This is a genomic window from Kordiimonas aquimaris, assembly GCF_025574485.1.
In the GTDB taxonomy this organism is placed as follows: Bacteria; Pseudomonadota; Alphaproteobacteria; order Sphingomonadales; family Kordiimonadaceae; genus Kordiimonas; species Kordiimonas aquimaris.
Genome location: NZ_JAOBPO010000001.1, coordinates 602,572 through 614,275, shown reverse-complemented (window position 1 = coordinate 614,275; position 11,704 = coordinate 602,572). Strand labels below are relative to the sequence as shown.

Below are 11,704 nucleotides of genomic sequence, written 5' to 3'. Positions count from 1 at the left end.
CTTCATCATGTACGAGACATTTATATCAGCGTTTGTCGCACTATTTGTAATTATTGATCCACCAGGTATTGCCCCTGTTTTTGCAAGCCTGACCAATGGCACACCTGCGCAGCATCAACGCCGTATGGCGGTTAAAGGCACCATCATTGCTCTGTTTATCCTAATTTTCTTTGCTTTCTTTGGCAGAAGCTTTCTTGCTTTGCTCGGCATTTCAATTGATGCACTGCGTATTGCAGGTGGCCTGATGCTGTTTATCATTGCTCTTGAAATGGTCTTTGAGAAACGTCATGCACGCAAACAAGAATCTGCGGAAAAAATGGATGACTATTTCGAGGATATCTCGGTTTTTCCAATAGCCCTGCCACTGCTGGCTGGCCCTGGCGCAATTACTACTGTCATGCTGCAAGTTGCTGATGCAGGTGCCAACATGGCAGCACAGCTTGTTGTAACCGCAGCACTTGGTGCAGTTATGGTTGTGACACTTATAGTGTTCCTTGCTTCAGGCCCTGTAATGAAACTGATGGGTCCAACTGTGAACACCATTTTAACGCGCCTACTCGGCGTTATACTTGCGGCACTCGCCACCCAGTTTGTTCTGGATGGCTTGAGGAATTCATTTATCGGATAATTTGCGGTTCATTTTGAGGCGTTCACGCATTCCCGAATGATTTAGCATAACATTCGGGATATGTTCGCAGTCATGTTTAAAATACTGCAATTACTTTTTATCTGCTTTCTATTCCTTAGCCACTCTGTGAATGCATACGATATCATCAACATGCAAGGCAGCCTTCTTGAGTCAGCAGCAAAAAGCCCTGACACGCCAGACAAAGATTCTAGCTGGCAGCCATTCACTGGACTGGTTATTAACAGTGATACCTCTCAATGGTTTCACATGGAAATCATGTTAAAATTTGAAAAAGGCGAACAAGTTCACAACCCTCTTTCTCTCGGGGTTAAGGTATCAGGTGTCTATGATTTTTACTGGGATGGTGAGCTTATTGGCTCCAACCACTATAAGGGAACCACGGCTAACCAATATAGCCGCGTATTAATACCCTTAAGAAACCTAACACCCGGACATCATATCATTAAGATGCGCATCACACCTTACGGCATGAATACAGGTGACAGCCTTGGACTTGAAGTGCGCCCTGCAGCGGTTCAATCTGACTTCTTTGGTGTCCACTCATCCGTAATCAGCACTTTTTTTGTAGCAACTGCTGCTTTATTTACGGCGTGTTACTTATTGCTTATCCGGCAGACCGTCGGCGCCCAACCTGGCTTGTGGGCAGCTATTTTTGTTAGCATCTCGATAGCAGCAATCATTTTGTTACAAGAAGGGAGACAATTGTTTAGCTATCCATATGGGTGGCAACCCCGGCTCGATATGATGCTACCCATCTTTACAATAATTGTCTTTCTATCATTACCGTGGTTTGTGTTTGCACGTCTCGGCCTTAAAAGCCCACTCAAATGGATGACAATTATACCCGTAGTTGCTGCTCTGTCATTTGTTCAACTTAGCTCAATTGATCATGATATCCGCGCATTCGGTTTACTCTCAGTCACATTAATGCTGATAGCGTGTTATGGGTGGTGGCGCGGTTTAAAAACATCCCGGCTCTTTGTATTTGGGTTTGCACTGTCTCTTACCGCGTTATGGGCAGACCCAAACTTAAAGCATCTGTTTTTAATCGTTATTACACTTATGCTGGCCATCGATCTGGCCATCGACATTAAGCGCCGTACGGCAGACGCCATGCGACAAAAACTCATATCAGAGCGATTGCGAGCAGACCTTATCAAGCGGAACATTCGACCGCATTTTCTGATGAATTCTCTAACGGCACTCATGGAATGGGTCGAAACTGATCCCGATGAAGCTGTTGAATTTATTGACGGACTTGCAACCGAATTTCGAATGCTCGATCAATTTTCAGAAAAAACTACTGTCACTCTTGATCAAGAATTAACTCTTTGCCAAACCCATCTCGACCTGATGAGTCAGCGTCTAAACGGCACATTTATATTGAAAACAGAGAACATCGACAGAACTGCGCTTATCCCGCCGGGTGTTTTTCACACGCTGGTGGAAAATACTTTTAGCCACAATAATCTGGCAAAAATACAAGGCACTTTTAACCTGCGAAGCATCACATCCGGCGACAGCACTACGTATATTTTCAGCGCACCAATGGGAAACCTTGAGAGTGTGCCCAGAAGCCTTTCAACAACTGAACCAACAAACCGGCATATGGGAACAGGTGCAGGAACGCGCTATATTCTAGCTCGCCTCGAAGAATTTTGTGGCACTCGGTTTAGCTTTACATCCGAACAAGTAAGCGCCAATTGGCAAACCACTATCCAGATCAACCAAGCCAGACTATAAAATAGCATGCCTTATCAAACACTCATTGTTGAAGACGAACCGCAGGTTGCAAAGCGAATTGAGCGACTAACTCATCAAATCATGGGCGTGCAGCAAGAAAAGTCAATGTGCGCAGCATCAATCGCTCAAGCAGAAAATATTCTCAATACATATGACATTGACCTGATACTGCTAGATTTAAACCTTGCAGGCGAAAATGGCTTTGCCCTTCTTAAACATTTTACAGCAAAAGCAGCTCATACTATTGTCGTGTCAGCGCAAACCGAGCGAGCACTAGAGGCGTTTGAATTTGGTGTGCTTGATTTCGTACCAAAGCCTTTTACGAAACTCCGCCTGGAGAAAGCGTTAAATCGTCTGTGGAGCACACCAGAAAACAATAGCAGTCGAACCAAGCGGTTATCTTTCGAAAGCGGGCGCGGCATTGATGTTGTAGCGACCAGCGATATCCTGTTTTTCAAAGGTGCTGATAAATATTCAGAAGCAACGCTAAAGAACGGCGATACAAAATTTCACGGAAAACCACTTAACAGGTTAGAACACATCCTGTCCGAAGAGTTTGTAAGAGCGCACAAGTCTTATTTGGTGCATCAGTTTGCCATCCGCGACCTAAAGTCCCTAGAGGGTAGTCGCTACGAACTGCATCTCTCAAACGGTGCAAACATACCTGTGGGCCGAACACGAGTAAATCATGTTCGGCAATTGATTGAGAAACGCGCCTCATAGCAACATTAATTTGAAGTTAAAAACTAAGGCGTGCCACTAAGCGTAAACGGCCAGGCTTGGCAAATTCATAATCTGCGCCAAGAGAAATGCTGTTGTTAAAATGATAAAAGCCGCCCGCGCCTGCTTGTATTTTATGGGAAAAGTCGGCCCCGCCAGCACCGTCACTCACAATCTTACCGTTGCCGTTATACCGCGCGTATCCAGTAAACTCAAAATGGTCAGTTACCATCGCACGGAAACCTACTCGACCGTCTAACGCTTTTCGGCTGCCGCTTGCAGAACTAACATCCGCAACAACCGTACCGCCAGTACCTAAAACCAAGTCAGCCTCAGCAAAGGCAGTCTTGGTATTAACAAAGCCCAGCTCTGCAAACACACTTATGCTATCAGAAACCATCGTGTTCAGGCCGAGAGCAAATCTTAGTTCTTCTTGTTTTGTCGCTAGAATACCGCTTGCTGTTGCCCCAGCAAGGCTGACCACATCGATACGTAAATCATGATTGGTTTGCAGGTAATCACCCACGAAATGCAGACCTACTGAATCGCCGTTATACAATTCCACTGAAAAACGACCAGCACCGCCTTTACCTGTCGCACCAAAGAGAGTGCCAAGATTATCGTCTGTTGTATCACCCACACCGTCACTATCTGAAATGACTAAACCGTTTGGACTAAAGTCATTGTGCACATATGCACCTTCAATGAAGGAGTAACTGATAAAGCTATCCCTCTTTTCCTCATCTGCCGTCACTGGGGCCGCCACACTCAATGCCGATGCACATACCAAACTTTTTATTATTCTTTTATTCATTGTTTCCTCCTGAAAGCTGTTTGTTCGATTTTGGTGTCAGGATGATGCACATACATTCCTCATTTCCACATAAGCGGGCCGCGAACCGCTCATGCAATTTCGCAAACATCTCATGAAGATTGACAGGTAAGCGAGTGTTCGCCACTGTTGCACCTAGAGCTAATTTTTAGGGGTGAAATATGTTTAAACAGATTGCATGCATGAGTGTTGCAGCAATGGTTGCAACAGGCTGTAGCACAGAAGAGAACACCGCGTATCAACTGTCAAATGATGGACTGCGCAAACATGTTGAAGTGCTATCATCTGATGCTTTTGGTGGGCGGGCCCCAGGCACACGCGGTGAAGAACTGACAATCCAGTATCTAGAGAATGCTTTCCGGAGTATGGGGTTAGAACCTGCAAACGGGAACAGTTATATACAAAATGTTCCCCTTGCTTCCATTGAAACAATGGACAGCCCTGCACTGACCATTTTGGGCGGTGAAGACGCACTTTCCTTTGATTATCGGACGGACCAAGTCATTTGGACACGCCGCGAGCAAACGGAAACATCTCTAAGCGATAGCGACCTTGTTTTTGTGGGCTACGGCATCAACGCACCAGAGCGTGGATGGAACGACTATGAAGGGATCGACGTTACCGGCAAAACTGTTGTGATGCTGATAAACGATCCCGGGTTTGCAACACAGGATGATGCCGTTTTTAATGGTAACAGCATGACTTATTATGGGCGTTGGGGTTACAAGTTTGATGAAGCAGCCAAGCAAGGCGCCGCTGGTGCATTGATCATTCACCAGACAAAACCGGCGGCATACCCATGGGAAACAGTTGATAGCAGCTGGACAGGGCCACAGTTCGACACTGTGCGCACCAACAAAGGCGCAAATCTGGCGGCTGTTGAAGGATGGATTACAGTTGAAGCTGCAGACCAGCTGTTTACAAGCGCCGGGCTAGACCGGGCCGCTCTAACACAAGCTGCTCAATTGCCCGGCTTTAAGGCAGTTCCAATGAACCTTAAGGCCTCAACCAGCTTCAATAGCCAGGTTAATCATGTCACATCGCGTAATGTGGCCGCCATGATAAAGGGTAGCGAAGCGCCCGATGAAACCTTTATTTATATGGCACACTGGGATCACTTGGGAACGGATCCAACCATTGATGGCGATGGTATTTATAACGGCGCCCTTGATAATGCTACCGGTACAGGTGGTCTGCTGGAACTGGCAAACCTTTATGTTACTGCACCTAACCCACCCAAGCGTTCTGTGATGTTTCTGGCTGTTACGGCAGAAGAGCAAGGCTTGCTTGGCTCCGCATATTATGCGGCAAACCCGCTACATCCACTTGCCCAGACTGTTGCAGGCTTGAACATGGACGGACTGAATTATTACGGGCCGACGAGCGACATCACCATTGTTGGTTACGGCAACTCGGAACTGGATGACATAATTGCTGAAGCAGCATCTGAGCAAGGCCGCACACTCGTAGCTGATACGGAGCCAGAGAAAGGTTATTTTTACCGTTCAGATCATTTTGAACTCGCCAAATTTGGTGTTCCGATGCTGTACCCCAACACAGGCGTTACCCACAAAGAATTTGGACGAGCCTATATCGAGCAGAAAAATGCAGAGTATCTGGCCAACAATTACCACAAACCATCAGATGAAATCACCGATGATTGGGACTTTACAGGTGCCGTAGAGGACTTGCAGTTATACTACAACATGGGCCGCATGATTGTTGACAGTGATATATGGCCAAACTGGCGCGAAGGTACTGAATTTAAAGCCAACCGCGACAAACAACGAGCTGGTAAATAACTCTTACTTCAATAGACATTAGGCGCTAGAGCGGCGCCTGATGCCTGTCACGTTTTAGCATTTAACCGCGCGGGTTCGTGTTTTGCATATCTTCACGCGCTATTACACGCTCATACCAAGCAGCTGTGTTCGGGTATTTCGCTTGCCATGCCACCTCAGGTAACCGGAAGCAGATATAGTCCAACGCACAAGCAATAGCGATACTGTCCAGCCCCCAACTTTCAAGGGCGTTAACCGTACCGTCTTCAAGACAAGCAATTGAGCGATCCAGTGCACTGTGCCATCGCTCCATCCAGTAAGCAGATTGCTCGGCGTCAACACGCTTGCTCTCCATAACTGCTGCGACAGCTGCGTCCATCATACCATCAGCTAGAGCTTGACGTTTCAGAATCTCGGTTTTGTTGCGACCAGTGTCATTCATGCCTGCGCGGTCCAGCAAAAACTCGGCGATGACACGACTATCGAACAGAGGCGTTTCCCCTGCCTGTGAAAGCGCCGGCACCTTGGAAAGCGGATTAACTGTCAAAAACGCGTCGTCGGCCTCAAGCGGGATTGTTGAAACAACCTCAATGTCATTGTCCAAATCTAGATGCTTGGCCAAAAGCAGAACCTTGCGCGCATAGGGAGATGTCTTTGAATAATACAGCTTCATCAGCATTCCTTTGTTTTAAAACACAGCCTGCCAAGATATAGCCCGTTAGTACGTCATCGCCAGTTAAACCTTAAGCATTGCACAAAGACAATGTCATAATCGTATCAATATACATGCAATGATATTCGATCACCTGTTCGCAAAAAATAAACTAAAGTTAGATATCCTTGAGATGAGTAGCGACGTTATGGTGATTTTGAACCACCATAACCTACGGCACTTTAATGCCGCTATGGAGCTCACAATGAAACACCTACCTCTTCTTGTTGCTTTCAGCACAGCAATTTTTTCAGCAAGTAGTTTTGCTGCCAATACTGATTGGCGCACCAGCGTTGACTTTTCCCGTGCTGACTTGCGGCCCTTTTCGATGGTACTGATCAAAGACGGCTCTGCTGCTGGCAGCATGGCATACAGTATGCGCCGTGACGGTGATATATATGTCATCGAAGACCGAACAGAAATGTAGCCAAACATTCTGGAAACGGCAACTGGTATACTTGATGCCGCAACGCTAATGCCAAGAACTGTAGATATTGATTTTGCAATCGGCAAAAACCGCACCGTTTTTGATTTTGAATGGAATGACAGTGTGCTCTCAGGCAAAGTAACCATCAATCAATCCGACAAGCCAGAACGCATTGTACCCATTAACAGCAATGATAATGCCGTGTTACGCATGGCTGTGTTTGGTATCATTAGTGCGCTGCCATTAGACGACGGTTTTCAAATGGAGTTGCCTTGGTTTAATACGATGTCGAATAAAACAGAGTCCATACAGATCATTCATGCTGGGCAAGAGACGGTAAAAACACCTGCGGGCACCTTTGAAGCGCACAAGGTAAACCTTAAAGGCGGTACACCTGAAAATATTATATATGTCTCTAAGGCATTACCGCAAAAAATCGTTCGTATTGATGTTGTAGGTCAACCACTCCATTTTGAACGCAAGGCAACTCCCTAATACTAGGTCAGCACATAAAGCAGGAATGACAAGGTAAAGAACGAGATAGCAGTTGAAATAAGCACTGTACTTGCCGCACGCCGGGAGCCCACGCCTCCGTATTGTGCAGAAAAACTGTATGCAACCATCCCTGTAGGCAAGGCTGCTGTCAACGTTGCGACCGCTACCCAAAGCGGCTGCAACTCCACAACATAATGTGTGATAATGAATACCGCTGCGGGGATAGCTACCGCTTTCCATAAAACTGAAATTGAGGCATGTCGCAGATCACCTGCAATAGCAACTCCGGAAAGCGCCATGCCTGCCGCAAACAAACCAACAGGTGATGCTGATTGTGCTGGCAAGGCAAGTACACGGTCTAACCAGTGAGGGAACGGAATACCAAGCCCAGCCCATATCAGGCTGCTCATCAAAGCAATAAGAAGTGGGTTATGGAAAATACGATTGAGCGTTTTTTTGATAATTCCAAGAACACTTGCAGCTTTATCCGTACTTTCAATCAATATTGTTGTTGTCGTCAGCAACAGAATGCTCTGGAAACTGAGGATCACCAACAACAGCCGCACTCCTTCTTTGCCAAAAGCACCATCGAGCAACGGAATACCAATGAAGCCACCATTGGAGAAACACGCAGACAAAGCAAAAATGCCTTGCTCTGCCGCAGAGAGTTTGAAAACAAACCGGGCAATCAAGACAGCACAAAAATAAAGCAAAACTACCGGTGTATAGTAAGAAGCAACCAACAGCAGTTCATGTGTTTGAGGCAAGTCACGGGACGCTATTTCCCGAAACATCAGGGATGGAATAGCAATATACCAGACAAATGTAATAAGAACATCGCTGGCACCTTCAGGAAACAGTTTGGTTTTCCCAAGCGCATAACCCAGCAACAAAACAAGGAAAACAGGCGCGATAATTATGAGAATGTCGGCCATAATTTTCCTTGTTAATTTGTCTGTCTAGCTACTCAATTTCTTAAGCGAGTATATGTATGATCAATCATAAGCTGGCGGTTCGGTGACCTTGCCTCGGCGTTTAAGAAGTTGCAGGCGCAGCGCATTAAGCTTGATAAAGCCTTCAGCATCACGCTGGTCGTAAACGCTGTCTTCCTCGAACGTAACGTGCTCCATCGAATAAAGACTGTACTGGCTTTTCCGTCCAACAACATGCGCAGCACCCTTATAAAGCATGAGGCGCACCGTACCGGCGACAAACTCCTGACTTTGGTCAATCAAGGCCTGCATCATTTCACGTTCAGGGCTAAACCAGAAGCCATTATATATGGCCTCGGCATACTTCGGCATAATCTCGTCCTTGAGATGCATCGCACCCTTATCAAGCGTGATTTGCTCAATGCCTCGATGTGCTGCAAGCAATATCGTGCCGCCAGGGGTTTCATAAATACCTCGAGATTTCATGCCAACAAACCGGTTTTCAAGCAGATCAAGTCGACCAATACCGTGTTTGCGGCCATGATCATTAAGTGCCGTCAGCATCGTCGCAGGCGTCATGGCAACGCCGTTTATCGCGACAGCGTCACCTTTCTCAAACTCAATCTCGATATACTCAGGCTCAACTGGTGCATCTGCAACAGGATCATCTGTGCGGCTGTAAACATGCCCTTCAGCTTCCATCCACGGATCTTCAAGAGCTTTGCCTTCGCTTGACGTGTGGAGCAAGTTCGCATCAACACTAAACGGGCTTTCGCCGCGTTTATCTTTTGGTACAGGTATCTGGTGTTGCTCTGCAAAATTGATCAGGTCGGTACGAGAATGCAAATCCCATTCACGCCATGGTGCTATCACTTTGATATCAGGGTTTAAAGCATAGTATCCAAGTTCAAAACGCACCTGATCATTACCCTTGCCTGTGGCACCGTGGCAAACAGCGTCAGCACCAACTGCTTTGGCAATTTCGATCTGACGTTTGGCAATCAGTGGCCGCGCAATAGCAGTGCCGAGCAGATACTGCCCTTCGTAAACTGTGTTGGCACGAAACATCGGGAACACATAGTCCGCTACAAACTCTTCACGCAGATCGTCAATGAATATCTCTTTGATACCAAGCATTTCCGCTTTTCGTCGTGCTGGCTCAAGCTCCTCGCCCTGACCAAGGTCAGCAGTGAAAGTCACCACTTCACAGTCATAAGTTACCTGCAACCATTTCAAAATGATCGACGTATCGAGGCCGCCTGAGTAGGCAAGCACAACTTTATTAATTTTTTCAGCCATCTGAAAACTCCGGAAATACTTGAAACGCCGCGAGTATAGGCGCAACCAGTACGGCGTCAACGCTAGTGTTAGCTGAAATAATAGTCCGCTTAGTCAGAAAAACTAATCCACCCGTATCTACAAGGAATAGGTGGAACCATGTGACAATAGAGGACAACGACCATGTTGCCCTCTATCCTACATTGATCGCTTTACTTTAGCGCCAATGAGGAGGGTAAGCAGCGTCATAACCCGGCAATGCTTCAATACGTTTCATCCACGCCACCAAAGCAGGAAGCTCGGATGTATAATCAGGCAAGTTTGGCGTTATACCTGGTACATCAATAGCCGAACCGACACGTGCCAGCATCGCAAGTGCCGGATACAGTGTAATATCTGCAGCGGTTGGTGTGTTACCTACTATAAAGTCATTGTCACCAAGCCACTGATTAGCGGTAGTAATTTCTGCACGAATAGTAGCGAAACTCTCGTTAATCTCGCTTTCTTTGCCCTCGTATGCACCAGTGAAAACAGGACGCACAGCGCCAACCATAGCGGCACCAAGATAAGCATCAACCTCAGCAACACGTTGCCATATAAGCGCCGCATCAGCTGGCGTGTGGCCAAAAATTTGTTTTTCAGGATAAGCGCGGTCCAGATAAGCCAGTATAGCCAGAGACTCGTAAACCGTCACATCACCGTCGACCAAAACCGGCACTTTGCCACGCGGGTTCAATTGTAAATATTCCGGGGTTTTCAGGTCACCTTTGCTGCCATGCAGCTCTACTGCCTCATATTCCAAGCCCTTCAGGCCCATTGCCAGCATTACGCGCCACGCAAACGGGCTGCCAGAAACAAAATATACTGTCCGTGTCATGAAACCATTCCTATGTTGATTAAAGTATGAGCTATAAATTGGCAGCAATTTAATGAATTGAAGTGCGCTTTTTTGCATACCGGCACATGCAGTTATGAACCACTGTGGCTGTTTTTATTGTGTGACAGGCATACCAAAAACAGAAAAAATACTCCAAACGCAGTTGCCGCACGTATGAAGTGTCATGTTAGGCATTAAATATAATAACCTGGTCAATATCGTCTGGTATCAGGCTCTTTGGTTCACGGCCATTCTTGGCCAAGAACGCTACGAATGGCTGCTTGCCCTCCTTTTAATTTTGCATCTCTTGTTGGTGCCGCAGTGGCGAGACGACCTGAAGGTGATCGTAACATGTGGTGGCATCGGTATTCTTACAGACAGTTTACTGGCGAAATTTGGTTTGTATATTTTTGACCCCAACCCCGCACCGCTACCTATTCCGTTCTGGCTAATGAGCATATGGTTGGGTTTTGCAGGCACGTTTCTACACAGCTTCACATTCTTCATGACCCGCCCAATTATTGGAACATTCGTCATCGGGATTGCCGCACCCTTCAGTTACTTGGCAGGCGTGCGCTTCGAGGCTGTTAGCTTTGGGCCAGAAACAATTTTGGCAATGGCCATCATTGGTGCAGCTTGGTTGATCATGATGCCGATATTTATGCAGATCAGCAGCTTGTTCCGCACACAGTTAAACCCAAAAAAACTGATTAAATGAGGTAATTTCATGAAACGTATTATTGGCCTGTTAGGCGCTCTGGCGGTTTCTGCCTGTTCAATTTCAGTTGACGGTGAAAAATATCTGGATGCTGGTGCCCCGTTCAATCTTTTCAATTTCTTTGAGGGAGATGTGCGCGGCTGGGGCATTGTTCAGGACCGTGATGGCAACCTGTTACAGCGCTTTATTGTCGATATTGATGGCAAAGTCCGCGGCGATACCATCACACTGGACGAAACATTTAATTACAGCATCGGTGACGGCGTTACCAAACGCCTTTGGACAATAACGGACACCGGCGATAATACATTTGAAGGTGGTGCCGCCGACATTGCCGGCCCGGCCAAAGGAACATCATTTGGCAACGCATTTTACTGGCGTTATGAAATGGACCTGCCCGTTGATAACACAACATACCGCGTAAACTTTCAGGATTGGATGTGGGCGTTTGACGAGAATACCATCATGAACCGGTCTTACATCAAGAAATTCGGTATTGTGTTTGCTGAGGTAACAATCTTTATGCAGAAGCAATAGTTA

The 11,704-nt window shown here is 46.6% G+C and carries 13 protein-coding genes; 8 read left to right on the top strand and 5 right to left on the bottom strand.

The window, feature by feature from the left end:
- Positions 1 to 7 precede the first annotated feature (7 nt).
- The 3 genes from OEU88_RS02925 (at position 8) to OEU88_RS02915 (ending at position 3,115) form a co-directional block, all read left to right on the top strand.
- A complete protein-coding gene (locus OEU88_RS02925) occupies positions 8 to 628 on the top strand; it encodes a MarC family protein (RefSeq protein WP_262693602.1) in 621 nt (206 codons plus the stop codon).
- Positions 629 to 700: 72 nt separating this feature from the next.
- Positions 701 to 2,392, top strand: coding sequence for a histidine kinase (locus OEU88_RS02920; protein ID WP_262693601.1), 1,692 nt, complete (start codon positions 701 to 703; stop codon positions 2,390 to 2,392).
- 6 nt (positions 2,393 to 2,398) lie between these two features.
- A complete protein-coding gene (locus tag OEU88_RS02915; protein ID WP_262693600.1) occupies positions 2,399 to 3,115 on the top strand; it encodes a LytR/AlgR family response regulator transcription factor in 717 nt (238 codons plus the stop codon).
- A 16-nt stretch (positions 3,116 to 3,131) separates the two neighbouring features.
- On the opposite strand, the gene OEU88_RS02910 is transcribed toward OEU88_RS02915, so the two are convergent.
- Positions 3,132 to 3,926 carry a hypothetical protein gene (locus OEU88_RS02910; protein WP_262693599.1) on the bottom strand — a complete coding sequence of 265 codons (795 nt, stop codon included), beginning with the start codon at positions 3,924 to 3,926 and terminating at the stop codon, positions 3,132 to 3,134.
- Positions 3,927 to 4,105: 179 nt separating this feature from the next.
- On the opposite strand from OEU88_RS02910, the gene OEU88_RS02905 reads away from it, so the two are divergent.
- On the top strand, positions 4,106 to 5,746 hold the full coding sequence (locus OEU88_RS02905; protein ID WP_262693598.1) for a M28 family metallopeptidase: 1,641 nt from the start codon (positions 4,106 to 4,108) through the stop codon (positions 5,744 to 5,746).
- Between the two features lie 61 nt (positions 5,747 to 5,807).
- Here OEU88_RS02905 and OEU88_RS02900 read toward each other — a convergent pair whose 3' ends face one another.
- Entirely contained in the window at positions 5,808 to 6,398 is a 591-nt protein-coding gene (locus tag OEU88_RS02900; RefSeq protein ID WP_262693597.1) for a glutathione S-transferase N-terminal domain-containing protein, read from the bottom strand.
- 244 nt (positions 6,399 to 6,642) lie between these two features.
- On the opposite strand from OEU88_RS02900, the gene OEU88_RS02895 reads away from it, so the two are divergent.
- Complete coding sequence (locus tag OEU88_RS02895) at positions 6,643 to 6,864, top strand: hypothetical protein (protein ID WP_262693596.1); 222 nt, start codon at positions 6,643 to 6,645, stop codon at positions 6,862 to 6,864.
- Between the two features lie 6 nt (positions 6,865 to 6,870).
- Positions 6,871 to 7,359 carry a DUF3108 domain-containing protein gene (locus tag OEU88_RS02890; RefSeq protein WP_449543911.1) on the top strand — a complete coding sequence of 163 codons (489 nt, stop codon included), beginning with the start codon at positions 6,871 to 6,873 and terminating at the stop codon, positions 7,357 to 7,359.
- A 2-nt stretch (positions 7,360 to 7,361) separates the two neighbouring features.
- On the opposite strand, the gene OEU88_RS02885 is transcribed toward OEU88_RS02890, so the two are convergent.
- The 3 genes from OEU88_RS02885 to OEU88_RS02875 form a co-directional block, all read right to left on the bottom strand.
- Positions 7,362 to 8,294: an AEC family transporter gene (locus tag OEU88_RS02885; RefSeq protein WP_262693594.1), complete on the bottom strand. Its 933-nt coding sequence runs from the start codon at positions 8,292 to 8,294 to the stop codon at positions 7,362 to 7,364.
- A 60-nt stretch (positions 8,295 to 8,354) separates the two neighbouring features.
- Positions 8,355 to 9,590 carry an argininosuccinate synthase gene (locus tag OEU88_RS02880; RefSeq protein ID WP_262693593.1) on the bottom strand — a complete coding sequence of 412 codons (1,236 nt, stop codon included), beginning with the start codon at positions 9,588 to 9,590 and terminating at the stop codon, positions 8,355 to 8,357.
- Positions 9,591 to 9,786: 196 nt separating this feature from the next.
- Complete coding sequence (locus tag OEU88_RS02875; protein ID WP_262693592.1) at positions 9,787 to 10,446, bottom strand: glutathione S-transferase family protein; 660 nt, start codon at positions 10,444 to 10,446, stop codon at positions 9,787 to 9,789.
- Between the two features lie 184 nt (positions 10,447 to 10,630).
- Here OEU88_RS02875 and OEU88_RS02870 point away from each other — a divergent pair, with 184 nt between their 5' ends.
- Positions 10,631 to 11,164, top strand: coding sequence for a DUF2878 domain-containing protein (locus OEU88_RS02870; RefSeq protein WP_262693591.1), 534 nt, complete (start codon positions 10,631 to 10,633; stop codon positions 11,162 to 11,164).
- Between the two features lie 9 nt (positions 11,165 to 11,173).
- Complete coding sequence (locus OEU88_RS02865) at positions 11,174 to 11,701, top strand: DUF3833 domain-containing protein (protein ID WP_262693590.1); 528 nt, start codon at positions 11,174 to 11,176, stop codon at positions 11,699 to 11,701.
- Positions 11,702 to 11,704: the final 3 nt, after the last annotated feature.